This is a genomic window from Albidovulum sp. (genome assembly GCF_008933605.1).
In the GTDB taxonomy this organism is placed as follows: Bacteria; Pseudomonadota; Alphaproteobacteria; order Rhodobacterales; family Rhodobacteraceae; genus Albidovulum.
In genome coordinates, this window is sequence record NZ_WBUS01000013.1 from 1 (window position 1) to 15,572 (window position 15,572).

The following is a 15,572-nucleotide window of genomic DNA, read 5'->3' on the forward strand; positions in this document are numbered from 1 at the left end:
CCCGACGACAGCTGGATCGGCCGCGTCATCGATCCCTTCGGCAGGCCGATCCAGCTGTCGTCGGGAGCGATTCCGACGGCGCCAAGGTTCTCGATCCGGTCGCCGAGGCGAATACCGTCTGCCGGCTCGTCAGTCAGGATCGTGGCGCGGCCGTTGCCCAGCGCCACGATCTCTCCGCCGACATGGATTCCGTCGGCCAGTCGCACCCGGTCCCCGAGCCGCCAGTCGTCGCCGATACCGCAAACGGTCAGGACACCGCGACCGACCTCGGTCACACGTGCAAGCCGGTGCATCGCCCTGCAACCGCCGATCTCGGCCCTCAGCATCTCAAGCCCGAGGATCGCCATTCTGATCTCCTTTTGTTCGCAACCGTTTCTAAAGGAATCGGGGTTAAGGCTTGATTGAAAGTTCGGAGGAGAAGCCCCGATGTTCGAGAAACCCGAGGTGCTGACGATCGCTTCGTCGCTTGCGGCTCACGCTGCGGCGCGGCAGTTCATCATTTCGCAGAACGTCGCCAATGCCGATACTCCCGGCTATCGCGCCCAGGATCTGCCCGATTTCGCCGAGATCTATCGTGCCCCGGACGCCGTGCCGCTCCGGACGACGCGCGCGGGCCATATCGCGGAGTCTGCGGTGCCGGTCGCGTTTGTCGCCTCGGACCGGCACGCGCCGGGGACGCCGTCACCCAACGGCAATTCCGTGTCGCTCGAGGCCGAGATGGTGAAGGCCGCCGACGTGAAGCGCGAGCACGACCTTGCGTTGGCGATCTATGGCAAGTCGCTCGGCATTCTCCGGGCAAGCCTCGGACGGCGCTGAGGGAGGTGAACGATGAGCGACTTCACAACCTCCCTCTCGATCGCGGCGAGCGGCATGGAGGCACAGGCCATGCGCCTGCGCCACGTCTCGGAGAATATCGCGAACGCGGACACGCCGGGCTATCACCGCAAGGTCATACGGTTCGAGGCCGTGATGCAAGACGGCCGAAGGACCGGAGAGGTGCGGACCGGCGAGCCTGAGCTCGACCGGACGGAACTCGCGAAAGTGCTCGATCCGGGCAATCCGCTCGCGGACGAGAATGGCTACTACGACGGCTCGAATGTCGATCTGGTGGTCGAAATCGCTGACGCGCGCGAAGCGCAGCGCAGCTACGAGGCGAACCTCAGGATGTTCGATCAGGCCCGGCAGATGTCGGCAAGCCTGCTCGACCTCTTGCGCCGATAACCCAAGAGGAGGTCCAGAATGGACATCAGAACCTCTTTTGCCGCGCAGACTTACGCGCAAGCCCGGTCGGCCACGCAACCGTCGTCGAACACGGCGGACGCCGCGGGTGGCTTTGCACAGGCGCTGGGAGGTCTTGCGGATACCCTGAAGGCTGGCGAGGCGACGGCAAGGTCCGCGATGACCGGGGGGGCCGACCCCCATGCTCTGGTCGAGGCGCTCGCCGCGAGCGAACTGGCAGTGGAGACCGCCGTGACGCTCCGCGACAAGGTCGTCGAAGCCTACCAGGAAATCCTCAGGATGCCGGTGTGACGATGGAAGAGGCGATCTTCTTCGACACCATGCGCCAGGGCCTGTGGATCTCCGTCCAGATATCGGCTCCGCTACTTCTGGTCGCGCTTGTCATGGGCGTGGCGATCGGCCTCCTGCAGGCGCTGACCTCGGTCCAGGAGATGACGCTGACCTTCGTGCCAAAGGTGGGTGCGATGATAGCGGTCTTCTGGGTTTCGATGACCTACATGTCGGCCGCGCTGGTGAGCTTCTTTCACGACCGGATCGTACCGATGATCGCGGGAATCTGAGCCATGGAGAACGCGCTCTACACGACGCTCAACCGTCAGTCGGGGCTCATGGCCGAGATGCGGGCGGTGGCAAACAACATCGCCAACCTGTCCACCACCGGGTTTCGCAAGGAGGGTGTGATCTTCGCCGAGCACGTGGCCGACCTCGGGCGCGAGGAGCCTTCGCTTTCGATGGCCGCCGCGGAAGGTCGCCTGGTCAGTCTAGCGCAAGGCACTCTGGTCAAGACCGGGGGCACCTTCGACCTCGCCATCGAAGGTGAGGGGTTCTTCCAGATTGATACGCCCGAGGGCCCCCGGCTGACCCGGGCGGGTGCCTTCACCTCGTCGGCAGAGGGTGAGCTGGTGACCGCGGACGGCCACCGGCTTCTCGATCTCGGGGGTGCGCCGGTCTTCGTGCCCCTTGACGCCGGCACCGTCGCGGTCGCGCCGGACGGCACGGTTTCGGCGGACGGTGCGCCGGTCGCACAGATCGGGCTTTTCCAGCCCGTTGATCCGACGGGCCTGCTGCATTCCGGGGGCACACGGCTCGAGGTCCGGGGAGGCATTGAACCGATTGAGAGCGGAGTAGTTTTTCAGGGATTTCTGGAAAACTCGAATGTAAATTCAGTGACGGAAATCGCCCGGATGATCGAGGTGCAGCACGCCTACGAGATGGGCCAGGGATTCCTCGACAGCGAGGATCAGCGCATCCGGGCGGTGATCCAGACACTCGGCAGAAGCTAAGGAGCACTACCCATGCGAGCCCTCCAGATTGCCGCGACCGGCATGAGCGCCCAGCAGATGAAGGTGGAGGTGATCTCCAACAACCTCGCCAACATGTCGACCACGGGCTATAACGCGCGACGGGCCGAATTTGCCGACCTGCACTACCAGCAGTTCACCCGCCCCGGCACGATCAATGCCAGCAATGGCACGGTGGTACCGACCGGTGTGCAACTCGGCCTCGGCGTTCGCCCTGCCGCAGTGACGATCAACGTCTCGCAGGGATCGCTTTCGGCGACCGGGGGCGACCTCGATCTGGCCATCGAGGGCCTCGGCTATCTCGAGGTGACGCTGCCCTCGGGTCTTTCCGCCTATACCCGGGACGGGGCCCTGAAACGGTCCGCCGACGGGCTTGTCGTGACATCCGACGGTCATCAGGTGGCGCCAGGGATCACCATTCCCACGGATGCGCGGACGGTCTCGGTCAACGCCGCGGGCGAAGTTTATGCCTACTTCAGCGACCGGGTCCAGCCGGAACTCCTCGGCCAGTTCACCCTCGCCGGCTTCGTGAACGAAAAGGGGCTAGAGGCGATCGGCTCCAACCTCTTCCTCGAGACTTCGGCTTCTGGCCCCGCGACGATCGCTGCTCCAGGGGAAAACGGGGCCGGCACTCTGCGTCAGGGGTTCCTCGAGGACAGCTCCGTAGATGCGGTGCGCGAGATCACCGACCTGATCGAGGCGCAGCGCGGCTACGAACTGAATGCCAAGGTTATCACTGCGGCCGACCAGATGCTCTCTGCCACGACTCAGGTGCGATGATGTGGTGGCTCGCGATCCCGCTCCTTCTGACGCTCGTGGACCCGGCGCGGGCGGAAACGCTCGTTGCGGTGCGTACGCTGAGGGCAGAGACCGTCCTCGGCCCCGACGATGTCGCCTTGGTCGCCGGAAGCATTCCGGGAACGGCCAGCAACACTGCCGAGGTTCTGGGGCGTGAGACGCGGGTGACGATCTATCAGGGCCGACCGATCCGGACGTCCGATCTCGGAGCGCCGGCGATCGTGGACCGGAACCAGGCCGTGGTCCTGAAGTATTCGGCCGGGCCGCTTGTCATCACCGCCGAGGGCCGCGCGCTCGGCCGGGGCGGTGCGGGCGATCGGGTCAAGGTGATGAACGTCGCCTCCCGCACGATCGTTCTCGGCGTGGTTGCCGACGACGGGTCGGTGCGCGTCGCGTCCAATCCATGAGAGGGAGTTACGGGATGAGATACGGCCTGGTGCTGGCACTTGCAGCCCTGCTTTGCGCGTGCCAGCGGCTTGAGGATGTGGGCAAGGCACCCGCCTTCACGCCGGTCGAGACCGGGGGCGAATTCTACGCGATGACCACACCGGGATTGCCCGACATGCAGCCGCAGGCCTACGCTGGCGACGAGGCGTCGCTGTGGACCGGCGGTCGCGGTTCCCTTCTGGGAGACCGGAGGGCGGGCCGGCGCGGGGACATCCTGACCGTGGTGATCGAGATCGACGACAAGGCCGAGATCTCGAACACCACCGGGCGGTCGCGCTCCGGTTCCGACAGCATGGGCATTCCCAACCTGCTGGGCATTCCGCAGCGGATCGACCGGAACATGCCCGCCGGCGCGAGCCTCGCGGACGCCTACGGCACCAGTTCCTCCTCCGACTACAAGGGCAACGGCAGCGTGGCGCGTAAGGAAAAGCTCACCCTTCGCGTGGCGGCCACGGTGGTCGAGACGCTGCCGAACGGTGTCCTCAGGATCCAGGGCTCGCAGGAGGTCAGGGTCAACTTCGAGGTGCGTGAGCTGATCGTGCAGGGTTTCGTGCGGCCTGCCGACATCTCGCGCCAGAACGAGATCACATATGACAAGATCGCGGGCGCGCGCATTTCCTACGGCGGCCGCGGGCAGATTACCGATGTCCAGCAGCCGCGCTACGGACAGCAGGTCGCCGACGTTCTCCTGCCCTTCTGAGGTGGCCCATGCGCAAGCTCCTGCCTGTCCTCCTTGCGATTGCCGGGCTCGTCGGGGGGGGTGGCGCCGGCTATCTCCTGCGTCCCCCGGCGGCGGAGAACATGGCAGCCGAAAAATGCGGAAATCCCGGCACCGAAACAACAGGGCACGAACGCGTCCTGCCAGACGACGGGGCGGAGACCGACACCGAGGCAGTGCCCGCGCATGAATACGTCAAGCTCAACAACCAGTTCGTCGTCCCGATTGTCGAGAATGGCGAGGTCGCCGCGCTCGTGATCCTGTCGATCACGCTCGAGGTCGCCGCCGGCGCAACCGAGCAGGTCTATGCCCGTGAGCCGAAGCTCCGCGACGTGTTTCTCCAGGTGCTGTTCGATCACGCCAACTCCGGCGGTTTCGGCGGCGCCTTCACGGAGTCGAACAACATGGATATGCTCCGGAATGCGCTCCTCGAGGTGGCGCGGAAATCGCTCGGTGCCGCGGTCGTCGACGTCCTGATCGTGGACATCGTTCGCCAGGACAGCTGAGCCGCGCATCCGCGCCGAGGGCGCGAGCTTGATCGGCATCCTGCCGGCATCGCGCGATCGCTCCGAAAGGCATCCTCGGGCTGCTACACGCCCGGCGTCAACCGGGCCCGCTGCCCCGGGTGCAGCCTGGTTGAGGAAATCGTCGTGTCGCGCTGACCCCATCGCAGCCGTGGCGCCGGCGCCATCCTGCATGGGCGCGGCTTATGTGCCCGGCCCTGGACGGGTCCGTACCGCCCTTGCCAACTGATCCAAGACGTCCCAGCGGCCGAAGGACGTTCGGGCGCGGTCCCCGGCGGTCGCTGTCTCACGCTGCGCCGTGTCAAGCCGTTCGGAAAGGCAAGTCCGACGCTCCTGAGACCATCGCGCGAAGCCTTCGAGGGTGCGATGCGTGGCCGGATCGGCGGTTTCGGCCGCCGTGCGGCGCGCCCCGGCGAGCGCGGCATCGAGTTGCCTCACCTCGGCCATGGCGGCCCGGACCCTTGCCTCCGCTGCAGCGAGCACGGAGAGATCGCGCTCCTTCCAGAGGGCAGCGAGACGCTGGAGGACGATCATTTGTCGCGGATCGGTCATCGGCCGTGCCGTGCGCCGGCGCGACGACGCATGGCCTCCGCAAAACGGATCGCGGCGGCCACGGGCGCATAGTGGTCCGGCAGGATCTCCTGCCCGATCCGCACTGTCGCGTGGATTGCCCGCGCCGTGGGCGGATCCGACCGGACCGGCACGCCGGCCGTCGCCGCGGCCGCGCGAATGCGCGCGGCGACCTCGTCCACTCCCTTGGCGACGCAGACGGGGGCCCGACGGCTCGCGCGATCCCAGCGGAGTGCGACGGCGAAGTGCGTGGGGTTCACTATGACGACGTCGGCCCTGGGCACATCTGCGAGCATGCGGTTGGTGGCGATGGCCTCGGCCCGCTGCCGGCGCTGGCCCTTGATGTGGGGATCGCCCTCGGATTCCTTGAACTCCTCCATCAACTCCTGTCGCGACATCCGGTTTCGCCGCAGATGCTCCTGCCATTGCCAGAGGTAGTCGACGGCGCCGATCACGGCGCTGATCGCGAGCACGAGAAGCAGGAACGCGACGACAAGGCGGCCGAGTTCCGCAGCCAGCGGCCCGGCGTCAAGGCTCTGGGCGAGGAGCGTGCGGGGAAGGTGCCGCGCAAGAAACCAGCCGAGCATGGCGGAGACAAGTGAGAGTTTGGCCGCGCTCTTGGCGAACTCGAAGACGCCCTCGCGCCCGAACTTCCGGCGGGCATTGCCGATCGGGTCGATCCGTTCGAGCCGCGGCATGAGACGCTCCGGCGCGGCCACGATGGCCCGCTGCGCCAGAAGGCTGGCAAGAACGGCGATCGCCGGGAAGAGGAAGAACGGCAACACCGGGAGAAGCATCGCCGCGATCGCCCCGCCGGCGCCCATGCCCTCGCCGCGAAGGATGAGTTCCGAGGCGCCCTCGGGTCGGGCGAGCAGCGCCATCCCGGCGTCACCGAAACCGCGCAGCGCTGGCGCGCCGGTTGCAAGCGCGGCGACGAGCAGCCCGCCATAGGCGGCGGCGAGCCCGATCTCGGCAGAGCGGACGACCTCGCCGCGTTTTCGCGCCTCGTCGACCCGTTTCTGTGTCGGCTCGTGTTCCTTCTCGCTGTCGTCGTCGATGCTCACCCGGGCACTCCGAAAGGGTCCGCGAGGAGCGCGTCAAGGACGCCGAGCCAGAGCGCCAGACCCGCAGGTGCGGCCATGACGAGAAGGACAAGCGCCCCCGCGGTCAGTGCCGGGGCGCCAACAAAGGAGACCATGAGCTGCGGCATCGCGCGATTGATGGCGCCGAGGGCGACATTGTAGATCGCCGAGGCGAGCACGAAGGGAGCGGCGAGGCTGAAGCCGAACGCGAAGGCGTGCGCGATGTGGCGAAGGCCCCAGTCGCTCACGCTTTCTGCCGCCGGCAAGGCCCCGGGCGGAAGCACCTCGTAGGAGAGCAGGAACAGGGCCGCGGCCTTGGTATGCAACCCGGCCATCATTGCGAGCGCCAGGCCTGCCGTTACCAGCAGATGCGACATGGAGGTCATCGGCTCGCCCCCGGCGCCGAAGAGCTGCGAGAGCGAGGTGGACTGTGCTGCGATTGTCCCCGCGATCTCGAGCGCGATCACCATCAGCCGAAGCACGAGGCCGATCGCGAGGCCGATCATGGGCTCCGTCCAAAGACACGCGAAAAGTGCCGCCGGATTTTCGGCCACGCGGGAGGCGGCGGGGGACATGGCCGGGGCAACGACGGCGGTGAAGGCGATGGTGACGGCGAGCTTCACCCGCACCGGAACGACGGCTTCGCCGAAGCCCGGCAGGAACGCCATCGCCGCGGCGATCCTGAGGAAGACGACGAAGCCGGTGACCGCCGCTATGTTGAACACATCGAGCAGAGCCTGAAGGGTGGCGGTCACATCGCCACCATGCCGATGATCGCGGGCTTGGCATCGAAGCCGAGTTCGTCAAACGAAAGGACGGGCGCCGAGATGCCGCGCGCGCCGAGCACGGTCTTGAGGAACCGGCGCCGTCGCGCGGACGTGACGACGGCGGGATGTATTCCCCGCTCCCCGGCCTTCGAGATCTTCTCGGCCAGGTTCGCGGCCAACCGGTTGAATTTCTCCGGCGGCAGCGCGATGTCGGTGAGACCGCGCTCGCCGTCGATCTGGTGGAGGGAGAACGTTTCCTCCCACTCGGGCGCGAGCTGGACCAGCGGCACGCTTCCGTCCTCGCGTCGGACCTCCGCCACGAGCTGGAATCCGAGTCTGCGCCGGACATGTTCGCAAACTGCCTCGGGGCTTCCGACACCGCGCGCCTCGGCGATGGCTTCCAGGATCAGGGGAAGGTTGCGGATCGACACGCGCTCGTCGAGGAGGAGACGTAGAGCCGAGAGAAGCAGATCGATGGGCACCTTGTCAGGGATCAACTCGTCGAGGAGCCGTTTGTTCGCCTGCGCGCGCGCCGGGTCGGAGAGGTTGACGCACTCGTCGAGCAGACGGCGCAGCGACTTGAGCGACAGAAGGCGCGCGAAGTTGCGCTTGATCACCTCAAGCAGATGGGTCGCGAGAACCTCCGTCGCGCCCACGACTGTGACCCCGGCGAGCGCGGCCTCCTCCTGCGCGATGGCCGGGATCCAGCGTGCGGGCGCGCCGTAGACCGGCTCGCGGACGTCGCGGCCATCGGGCACTCGGTCTTCGGCGCCGGCGACAAGCGCCAGTGCATGGTCGGGCACGAGCCGATCGCGGGCCTGCTCGACCCCGTGGATGCGGATGCGGTATTCGCCCGGCTCCAGCAGGGCGTCGTCGGTGAGCCGGATCTCGGGCAGGATGAGCCCATAGACCGCGGCGACATGGTTGCGCATGTTCACGATCCGCGCGTCGAGCCCCGTCGCGGGATCGAGCACCATGGCGACGAGCGAGGACGAGAACTCCACATGGATCTCGTCAAGATCGAGGATGTCGCCGATGGACCTTTTCCGCTGCATGTCCGGTTTCGGAGCGGCACCCCGGGCCGCCTCCGCCGCGCCCTTCTGTGCGCTTCGCCGCATCGCCTCCCCCGCCGCCCCGAGGATGAGCGCGCCGGTGACGAACGGAAAGAAAGGGAGGCCCGGCACAAACGCGAAGAGCGCCATCAGGAAGGCCACCGTCAGGAGCGCCGAGGGGTAGCGCCCGAGCTGGCGGAACAGCTCGCGGTCGGCAGCGCCCTTCACGCCGCCGCGGGACAGCAGCAGGGCCGAGGCAATCGAGATGATCACGGCGGGAATCTGGCTGACCAGTCCGTCGCCGACGGTGAGGATCGCGTAGGTCTCGAGCGCCCGGTCAAAGGGCATCCCATGCACGGCGACCCCGATCGCGAGCCCGACGACAAGGTTCAGCAGCGTGATCAGAAGTCCCGCGACGGCGTCTCCCTTGACGAACTTCGACGCGCCGTCGAGCGAGCCGAAGAAGGTCGTTTCCGCCTGTTCGCGTTCGCGCCGGGCCTTGGCCTCCGCGTGGTCGATCGCGCCCGCGTTCATGTCGCTGTCGATGGCAAGCTGCTTGCCAGGCATGCCGTCAAGCGCGAAGCGGGCTCCGACCTCGGCCATCCGGCCCGCACCCTTGGTGATGACGATGAAGTTGACGATGAGGAGCACGCCGAAGACGACGAGGCCGATGAGGACCGAGCCCGACATGATGAACATGGCGAAGCCTTCGATCACGTCGCCGGCAGCGTTCGTTCCGGTATGTCCCTTTCCGATGATGAGCTTTGTCGACGAGACGTTCAGCGAGAGCCTCAGCATCAGCGAGGCGAGCAGGATCGTCGGGAAGGCCGAGAAGTCGAGCGGACGCTCGATGAAGAGGGTGATCGTGAAGATCAGGATCGCGATCGCAAAGGAGGCGGCAAGGCCGATGTCGAGCACCAAGGGCGGCATCGGCAGGATCATCATGACGATCACCGCCATGAGTGCGAGCGCGAGGAGCACGGTCGGGCGGAACAGATTGGCGAAGCGGAAGCCCGGCATCAGTCCACCCGCTCCGTGTCGGCGGCGGCCGGGCGTGCGGCGAAGAGACCGGCCGGGGCAGCAGCGTTGCCGAGCGGCACGAGCGAGCCGAGCCCCGTCGACGCGCCCGTCTGCAGGAGAGGATAGCGGTTGACACGGGCGGCCGCCGACAGCACTCCGGCGCCGTTGGCGACCGCCACGATATCCGGAATATCCGGAATGTCGCGTTCGGAGGCTTCGGCGAGCCCGGCGTAGAGCCGTTCGAACCGGGCCTGGTAGCGGTTGGCGAACTCGGGCGTCCGCGAATGGTATGCGCCGGCGGCACGACCCCAGTCACCCTTTTCGGCATGAAGCCCCTGCAGCAGGCGAGCGGCGTAGAGTGCGTTGGCGAGCGGATCGAACATCTCCTCGATCGAGCGGAAGGCCTCGCCATGCCACCTGTAATTGATCTGGAAGCAGCCGACGTCGAAGCTGCGGGCACCGCGCTTGTACTCCCTATAGACATAGGCGCGTGCCTCGTCCGCGCTCTCGAACCAGTGCCCCTCGCCTTCCATGTTCACGGTCCAGGGCCAGGGACGCAAGGCACCGCCGTGCTTGCGGCCCGTCTCCGTCAGCGAAATCGCCTTCAGCACCGACAGCGGCACACCAGTGCGGCGTGCCGCTTCGGAAGCGACGTTATCGCAGACCGCGGAGGCATCCGCGTTGGCTTGAACGCAGGTTGTGCTCGCGACGAGGAGAAGCGTCGTGACCGCAGCGCGGCCGAGGGCGAGCGCGGTGATCCCGATACCGTAGCGCGGCAGGCGTGTCATTCTGACCCTCGGGCGCATTCCTTGCTTGGCCGCGACGTTAGGCAGGGGTGGTTTAGATTCGGTAACCGGGAGTGGATGCACGCCGGGCGATTCATCCGCCGGTCGATGCGGCCCTGGCCTGGGCGCTCTCTGCACTGCCGGAAAGGAGGGCGGAGATCGCGTCGCGGGTCCTTCGGCTGTCCTCCAGCAGGTTTCTGCCGCTTGCCAAGGGGCCGGGAGCGGAGGTGCCCCGGGTCGTCTCCGCCTGAGGTGCTGCCGGCGGGGCGTGGTCGAGCGCTTCGAGCGCGGCGCGAACCGGCTCCGGCCCGATGGCGGCTACAAGCGGCAGGTTGCCGGCGCGCCAGGCCTCCTGCCCGGCGCGCGGATCGTCCTCAAGTGCGCGGAATTGCGCGGCGGCACCGGAATGGTCCCCCGACATGGCCATGGCCTCGGCCCGCACCTTTGCCGCAACTGGCCCGGTGACACCGGCGACCAGGTCTATGGCGCCGACCGGGTCGAATTCGTCGAGTGCGGCGCGGGCAAGCAGGGAGCGTCCGCGATCAGTGTATCCGGCCTCTCCCCGCAGCAGGCGCTTCACTTCCCCGGTGAACCCTGCCTCGGCAAGTCGGTCGGCAAGGTCCAGCCGCAGCATCAGGTCTGCTGCCGGCCAGTCGACCAGGTGGCGTTGGCGGAAGTACTGGAGCAGGAAGGTCCGTTCGTCTGCATTTTCGGCGAGCATCCCGAAGAGACGTGCGGCGGTGGTGGCACGCAGTTCATCTGGTGCTGCAGCCGGCCAGCCGTCCCATCCGGCGAAGGCGCGGTCGAATTCGCCGGCGGAGGCCCGCGCGAGGATGTGGAGCGACGTCAGAACCGGGCCACTCGCCCCGTTCTGCAATTCGAAGGCGAGCGCTTCTGCGCTGTCAGCGAGCCCCGGTTCCACCGCTCCGCCCCGTGCGAGGCGGGATTCGATTGCCAGGATCAGGGCCTCGGCCGAAAGGGGGTCGTTGGTGCCCGCCAGCGCCTCCAGACGACTTTCGCCCGCCGCAGCGTTCCCGGACGCGAGGTCGACCTGTGCCGCGACCATGTCGAGAGCGTGCCCCGGCCGCTCCGGTACCCGGGCGATCGCGTTGCGGACGGAGCGCGCCGCGTCAACCGCCCCGACCGTGACAAACCGCTCGGACACGCCGGGACCGAGAGCCCGGCGCAAATGCGGTGGCAGGGCTGAAAAAGCCCGGACAACCGCGCCGGTATCCACATCTGCCGCCGGCCGCACCTGTGACCATGCCATCAAGGCCCAGAGCGCCGCCGCGGAGTCGCAGTCGGTCATGTTGGAGAAGACCGCCCTTTCGCCCGGCGGCGTCCCGTCGAGGATGAACCCGATGTCGGTGAGAATTGCGCCTTCCTCAGGAACGACGTCGAAGGACCGAAGCACCGCGCGGGCTTCCGCGCCGAAGCCGAAGTAAAGATAGAGGCGGGCAAGGCTCAGCACCTGTTCCGGCGACGGGCGGTCGAACTCGGCGACGAGGCCGGTGCGCCGTTCGGCGATCTGGGCCGCGAACGGCCGATCGTCACCCCAGCTGTCGATGGCGAAATCCTCGTCGCTCAGGCAGGATCCGTCGGCCGCAGAGGTAGGCTTGTCCCTGGAGGCCGAAAGGCTGTCGCGGTCGACGCTGGTTTCCGCGTGAACAGCGAACGGCTTGAGGACCGTGTCCTGGATTTCGCCCGCGGGCCGCGACGTCGAAGCGGCGTCCGGCGTCGCGAGAGGCGGATTGCGGTTGGCGGGCGCCTCGATCTCCACAAGGCCCTGGGACGCGGCGCGGCTCAGCTCGTGAAGCAGCGTCGCCTGGGCTTCCATCCGCCGGGCGGCGGAAAGGTCCGGCGCGGCGGCGTCCGTGCCGGCAAGGTCCGCGTCCACCTTGTCATGCGGGGTCAATGACCTGACGGGTTCCGATGCCTCGGCAGCAGAGCCTGGGCCTCGGTCCGACCCCGGTGAGGGTGGAGCGCCACGCGGTGGAACGGAAGCGAGAGCTCTGTCGGTGGCCGGCTCGTTGCTTGGGGACGGCTCCCGCGGGTCATCCGAGACTTGAGAACCCGTCGCCGAGGGGCTTGCTACGAGGCCGATGCCCTTTCCCCGCTCCGGTGCCGCGTCGGGCATTGTCCGACCGGCGTTCCCGCTCGGCACCTGGATCCCTCGCCAGAGGAATTCGAGCCGCGAGTCGGGGGTTGCGGCAACCGCATACGCCGCGGCGCCTCTCGGCATACCGCCGGACATCGAACCTGCGCGGTGGCGGCCGTCGGGGTGATCAGTTGTGCCGGGCAGCGCGGGTTGCTCACGTGCTGTGGGCTCGCGCGTCACGGGCGCCTCGAATGGGGAGCCCGGCGATGGCGCCCCGTCGGCGATGTCGATGACGAGGGCGTCTGCCGGGGTTACGAATGCCGTCGCATGGCAGTCGCAGCCGAGGTCGATGCGCAGCGTACCTGACCCTTCGCCCGGAGATAGCTCGGCCACGCGATTGCGTCCGATCAGACGGAACGCCCCCGAGAGGTCGAAGTCGGCGCCGGTGCCGAGCTGCAACTCGTATCCTTTCTCGGTCCGACCGAGCGACCAGTTTTCTCCGCCCCGGTCGGCCACGATGCGCGTGAAGCCTTCATGGTCGCCGCTGCGGATTCGCACGGTTTCCGCGCGAAGAGGACCTGCCGCAAACGCGACGGCAGCGATGACGGCAAGACCGAGTCGCGGAGCCTGCCAAGGCATCATGCCGCCTCCGACTTGACGGCTTTCAGGGCTTCCTCGAGCGCCGAGAAGGTCGGCCGGAAGTGGTGCGGCGTGTTCTGGCGGCCGACCTCGATGCAGATGTTCGCGGCATGGTTGTGAAGATTGGCGACAAGAACCTCGCGGATCAGCTTGTAGAAATGGCTGTCCTCCTCGATCACCGTCTTGAGTTTCGCCGCGAACGGACCGACGAGTCCGTAGGCGAGGAACACGCCCAGGAACGTTCCGACGAGGGCGCCACCGATCATCTTGCCGAGAATTTCGGGCGGCTGGTCGATCGATCCCATCGTCTTGATGACGCCCAGAACCGCCGCGACGATGCCAAGAGCCGGAAGACCGTCCGCAACGGACTGCAGGGCGTGGGGCGAGTGCATCGCGTGGTGGAGGTTCGATTCGAGCTGTCTTTCGAGGACCTCCTCCACTTGGTGAGGGTCGTCGTAGTTCATCGAGGCCGAGCGCATGGTGTCGCAGATAAGTTCCACCGCCGCATGGTCCTGCTGGATTCTGGGGTACCGGCCGAAGATTCCGGACGTGCCTGGGGATTCGATGTGTTCTTCGACGGCGACGGGATTCTGCCTGGCCAGCCGGATGAGCTCGAAGAGAAGGCAGAGAAGGTCGCGGTAGTCGTCCGGCTTCCACTGCGGGCCCTTGAATACCTTCTTGATGTCCTTCAGCGTGTGCTTGATCGCGGCGCCGTCATTGGAGAGCACGAAGGCGCCCACGGCGGCTCCCGCGATCATGATCATCTCGAACGGCAGGGACTTGAGGATGATGCCCATCTTGCCGCCAGCGGCCATGTAGCCGCCGAAGACCATGATGAAGATGATCGCGATGCCGATGATGCCGACCATTTGCGGTCCCTTGTTTCGCCCGGCATATCGGCGCCGGATCGCGCCGAACCTTGCAGGCGGGCCTTAAGAATTTCTCTCCGACCTATTCCTTCGGGGCGGCGGCGTTGCGCCCCGCAAGGACCACGCTGATCGTGTAGGCGACCTTCGGTTCGAGCCCCGCCATCACCGCTGCGGCAGCGTCGGGGCGCATCCGGGCCAGGAAGCCCGCGGCGAAGTCCGGATCCATCTCGGCGAAGAGCGAGGCCGCGTCCTTCGGCTTCATCTGCTCGTACACCGCGACGAGGCGGGTGACGTCCTGGTCTGCGGCCTGATCGGCGAGGGTGAGCGTTGCGGCGAGCCGTTCCTCGGCGGCCACGAGTTCGGCGAGCTTGCCGTCGACCTCGGCGCGCGCAAGGGCAAGCGCCTGCGCTTGGTCGGCGGCGGCAGCTTCGCGCTCCTTCAAGCGTGCTTCGCGTCCCCTGATCTCCTCGAGCATCGCGAGAGCGCCGGCGTCAGGCTCGCAGACAGAAGACGCGGCGACGGGACCCGGATCGGGGGCCGCGGCGTCGGCATTGGCCAGCGCGTGACCGGTACTTAGACCGACGCGGATCAGACCGGAGCCGCCAAGAAGAAGCGCGATGAGGAAGAGCGCCCCCTGACCGCCCTTCCTGGACCTGCGGCGCGACCTCCGGGCAGCCAGTTCCCTGGGGGGCCGTGACGTCATTCCGCCGCCTCCATCGGCTGGTCCGGGCGATCGCGGCGCCTGAGGACGCGCATCCGCCTCGGCGCCGACTCACCCGTCTCCGGCAGGTCATGCAGCGTCGCGAGCATGAGTTCGAGCCGACCGGCCGCGTGCTCGGCCCTTTCGGTGACCGCGCCCAGCGACCGAGATGAATCGTTCGCCGCGCCACGGGCGGATTCGAGCGCCTTCGTCATGTCATCGACCTGCGCGGACAGGACGGCAATCGCGCCGCCCATGCCGGTTTCGAGGCGGTTGAATGCCTTGAGTCGCCGTGAAAGGACAAGGCAGTAGGCTCCGGCGGCAATGGCGCCCGCACCCAGGAGAATGTCGGCAATCAGCTCCATCGCGGCCCTCCTAGTTGATGACGAACCCGGTCACGAGCAGGTCGCGCACGCGCCCCTCGCCGGCGACCATCTGAACCCGCCGCAGCATCTGCGCCCGAAGCCGGACAAGCGCGGTCGGATCCTCCAGGTCGGCGACCTCCACGGCGCGGAGATAGCTGTTCAGAACGTCGATGACCCGCGGCAGAAGGAGCGTCACATCGTTCTGGTACGCCATTGCAACTTCCAGCTGGGCCGTGAAGTGCAGGTATCGGCCAGCAGGCTCCGAGCCCAGCGAGACTACCAGTGGTTCGAGCGGCACGAAGGCGATCTCGGGAAGTGGCGCGACCTGCGGAGCGTCCTCCTGCGCTTGCTCTGTGGCCTTGCCAAACATGAGACCGGAAAAGACTGCGTAGAAACTGCCGCCCCCGAGCGCGAGCATGAGGAGGAGGCCGAGGATCAGCGGCAGCTTCGAACGCGTCTTCGGGTTCGCTTGGGGCTCGGCAACGGCATCTGACATCGGATCATCCCGCGTGATTGCCATATCCGTATAACCCCGCGGAAACTAACCGATTGTTAAGCGCAATGGGCGAAGCATCGGTTCGACGAAGGGCAGAAGCCC

General features: G+C 67.1%; 18 protein-coding genes and 1 pseudogene. 9 read left to right on the forward strand and 10 right to left on the reverse strand.

The genetic code is table 11. The features are described 5' to 3' along the window. A pseudogene (fliI, locus tag F9K34_RS03285) lies at positions 1-347 on the reverse strand (flagellum-specific ATP synthase FliI); the annotation flags it as partial. 79 nt (positions 348-426) lie between these two features. Between fliI and F9K34_RS03290 the strand changes: the two are divergent. From F9K34_RS03290 to F9K34_RS03330, 9 genes are read left to right on the forward strand one after another with little or no spacing between them, the layout of a single operon-like run. Then, a complete protein-coding gene (locus F9K34_RS03290; RefSeq protein WP_291335343.1) occupies positions 427-816 on the forward strand; it encodes a FlgB family protein in 390 nt (129 codons plus the stop codon). Between the two features lie 12 nt (positions 817-828). Beyond that, positions 829-1,221 carry a flagellar basal body rod protein FlgC gene (gene flgC, locus F9K34_RS03295; RefSeq protein WP_291335345.1) on the forward strand — a complete coding sequence of 131 codons (393 nt, stop codon included), beginning with the start codon at positions 829-831 and terminating at the stop codon, positions 1,219-1,221. An 18-nt stretch (positions 1,222-1,239) separates the two neighbouring features. Next, on the forward strand, positions 1,240-1,530 hold the full coding sequence (gene fliE, locus F9K34_RS03300) for a flagellar hook-basal body complex protein FliE (RefSeq protein ID WP_291335346.1): 291 nt from the start codon (positions 1,240-1,242) through the stop codon (positions 1,528-1,530). Positions 1,531-1,532: 2 nt separating this feature from the next. Beyond that, positions 1,533-1,799, forward strand: a complete 267-nt coding sequence (locus tag F9K34_RS03305) for a flagellar biosynthetic protein FliQ (RefSeq protein WP_291335417.1) — start codon at positions 1,533-1,535, stop codon at positions 1,797-1,799. 3 nt (positions 1,800-1,802) lie between these two features. Next, positions 1,803-2,522, forward strand: coding sequence for a flagellar hook-basal body complex protein (locus tag F9K34_RS03310; RefSeq protein ID WP_291335347.1), 720 nt, complete (start codon positions 1,803-1,805; stop codon positions 2,520-2,522). Between the two features lie 12 nt (positions 2,523-2,534). Then, a complete protein-coding gene (gene flgG, locus F9K34_RS03315; RefSeq protein WP_291335349.1) occupies positions 2,535-3,320 on the forward strand; it encodes a flagellar basal-body rod protein FlgG in 786 nt (261 codons plus the stop codon). Continuing rightward, entirely contained in the window at positions 3,320-3,745 is a 426-nt protein-coding gene (gene flgA / locus F9K34_RS03320; protein WP_291335351.1) for a flagellar basal body P-ring formation chaperone FlgA, read from the forward strand. Before flgG ends, flgA begins: the two co-directional genes overlap by 1 nt. A gap of 14 nt (positions 3,746-3,759) precedes the next feature. Then, positions 3,760-4,485, forward strand: a complete 726-nt coding sequence (flgH, locus tag F9K34_RS03325) for a flagellar basal body L-ring protein FlgH (RefSeq protein WP_291335353.1) — start codon at positions 3,760-3,762, stop codon at positions 4,483-4,485. Between the two features lie 8 nt (positions 4,486-4,493). Then, a complete protein-coding gene (locus F9K34_RS03330; protein ID WP_291335355.1) occupies positions 4,494-5,009 on the forward strand; it encodes a flagellar basal body-associated FliL family protein in 516 nt (171 codons plus the stop codon). Positions 5,010-5,575: 566 nt separating this feature from the next. Here the strand turns inward: F9K34_RS03330 and F9K34_RS03335 are convergent. The 9 genes from F9K34_RS03335 to F9K34_RS03375 form a co-directional block, all read right to left on the reverse strand. Continuing rightward, positions 5,576-6,661, reverse strand: coding sequence for an EscU/YscU/HrcU family type III secretion system export apparatus switch protein (locus tag F9K34_RS03335; RefSeq protein ID WP_291335357.1), 1,086 nt, complete (start codon positions 6,659-6,661; stop codon positions 5,576-5,578). Then, positions 6,658-7,434 (reverse strand): flagellar biosynthetic protein FliR, encoded by a 777-nt coding sequence (locus F9K34_RS03340; RefSeq protein ID WP_291335358.1) that lies wholly within the window; start codon positions 7,432-7,434, stop codon positions 6,658-6,660. The genes F9K34_RS03335 and F9K34_RS03340 overlap by 4 nt, the downstream gene beginning before the upstream one ends. After that, the gene (flhA, locus tag F9K34_RS03345; protein WP_291335360.1) at positions 7,431-9,518 is read right to left on the reverse strand and encodes a flagellar biosynthesis protein FlhA; all 2,088 of its coding nucleotides are present in this window, start codon (positions 9,516-9,518) and stop codon (positions 7,431-7,433) included. Before flhA ends, F9K34_RS03340 begins: the two co-directional genes overlap by 4 nt. Continuing rightward, complete coding sequence (locus F9K34_RS03350) at positions 9,518-10,306, reverse strand: transglycosylase SLT domain-containing protein (protein WP_291335362.1); 789 nt, start codon at positions 10,304-10,306, stop codon at positions 9,518-9,520. The genes flhA and F9K34_RS03350 overlap by 1 nt, the downstream gene beginning before the upstream one ends. 91 nt (positions 10,307-10,397) lie before the next feature. After that, complete coding sequence (locus tag F9K34_RS03355) at positions 10,398-12,860, reverse strand: hypothetical protein (RefSeq protein ID WP_291335364.1); 2,463 nt, start codon at positions 12,858-12,860, stop codon at positions 10,398-10,400. A gap of 179 nt (positions 12,861-13,039) precedes the next feature. Further along, positions 13,040-13,909: a flagellar motor stator protein MotA gene (gene motA / locus F9K34_RS03360; protein ID WP_291335366.1), complete on the reverse strand. Its 870-nt coding sequence runs from the start codon at positions 13,907-13,909 to the stop codon at positions 13,040-13,042. A gap of 82 nt (positions 13,910-13,991) precedes the next feature. Then, on the reverse strand, positions 13,992-14,612 hold the full coding sequence (locus F9K34_RS03365; RefSeq protein WP_291335368.1) for a MotE family protein: 621 nt from the start codon (positions 14,610-14,612) through the stop codon (positions 13,992-13,994). Then, positions 14,609-14,974 (reverse strand): hypothetical protein, encoded by a 366-nt coding sequence (locus tag F9K34_RS03370; RefSeq protein ID WP_291335370.1) that lies wholly within the window; start codon positions 14,972-14,974, stop codon positions 14,609-14,611. The genes F9K34_RS03365 and F9K34_RS03370 overlap by 4 nt, the downstream gene beginning before the upstream one ends. 10 nt (positions 14,975-14,984) lie before the next feature. After that, complete coding sequence (locus F9K34_RS03375; protein ID WP_291335372.1) at positions 14,985-15,470, reverse strand: flagellar basal body-associated FliL family protein; 486 nt, start codon at positions 15,468-15,470, stop codon at positions 14,985-14,987. Positions 15,471-15,572 lie beyond the last annotated feature (102 nt).

What these genes read in the sequence shown, in the direction of transcription:
- F9K34_RS03310 (WP_291335347.1), top strand. Translation starts at nt 1,803, where the DNA reads ATGGAGAACGCGCTCTACACGACGCTCAACCGTCAGTCGGGGCTCATG.
- F9K34_RS03290 (WP_291335343.1), top strand. Translation starts at nt 427, where the DNA reads ATGTTCGAGAAACCCGAGGTGCTGACGATCGCTTCGTCGCTTGCGGCT.
- flgH (WP_291335353.1), top strand. Translation starts at nt 3,760, where the DNA reads ATGAGATACGGCCTGGTGCTGGCACTTGCAGCCCTGCTTTGCGCGTGC.
- F9K34_RS03375 (WP_291335372.1), bottom strand. Translation starts at nt 15,470, where the DNA reads ATGTCAGATGCCGTTGCCGAGCCCCAAGCGAACCCGAAGACGCGTTCG.
- F9K34_RS03305 (WP_291335417.1), top strand. Translation starts at nt 1,533, where the DNA reads ATGGAAGAGGCGATCTTCTTCGACACCATGCGCCAGGGCCTGTGGATC.
- fliE (WP_291335346.1), top strand. Translation starts at nt 1,240, where the DNA reads ATGGACATCAGAACCTCTTTTGCCGCGCAGACTTACGCGCAAGCCCGG.
- motA (WP_291335366.1), bottom strand. Translation starts at nt 13,909, where the DNA reads ATGGTCGGCATCATCGGCATCGCGATCATCTTCATCATGGTCTTCGGC.
- F9K34_RS03350 (WP_291335362.1), bottom strand. Translation starts at nt 10,306, where the DNA reads ATGACACGCCTGCCGCGCTACGGTATCGGGATCACCGCGCTCGCCCTC.
- F9K34_RS03370 (WP_291335370.1), bottom strand. Translation starts at nt 14,974, where the DNA reads ATGGAGCTGATTGCCGACATTCTCCTGGGTGCGGGCGCCATTGCCGCC.
- flgA (WP_291335351.1), top strand. Translation starts at nt 3,320, where the DNA reads ATGTGGTGGCTCGCGATCCCGCTCCTTCTGACGCTCGTGGACCCGGCG.
- flgC (WP_291335345.1), top strand. Translation starts at nt 829, where the DNA reads ATGAGCGACTTCACAACCTCCCTCTCGATCGCGGCGAGCGGCATGGAG.
- flgG (WP_291335349.1), top strand. Translation starts at nt 2,535, where the DNA reads ATGCGAGCCCTCCAGATTGCCGCGACCGGCATGAGCGCCCAGCAGATG.
- F9K34_RS03330 (WP_291335355.1), top strand. Translation starts at nt 4,494, where the DNA reads ATGCGCAAGCTCCTGCCTGTCCTCCTTGCGATTGCCGGGCTCGTCGGG.
- flhA (WP_291335360.1), bottom strand. Translation starts at nt 9,518, where the DNA reads ATGCCGGGCTTCCGCTTCGCCAATCTGTTCCGCCCGACCGTGCTCCTC.
- F9K34_RS03365 (WP_291335368.1), bottom strand. Translation starts at nt 14,612, where the DNA reads ATGACGTCACGGCCCCCCAGGGAACTGGCTGCCCGGAGGTCGCGCCGC.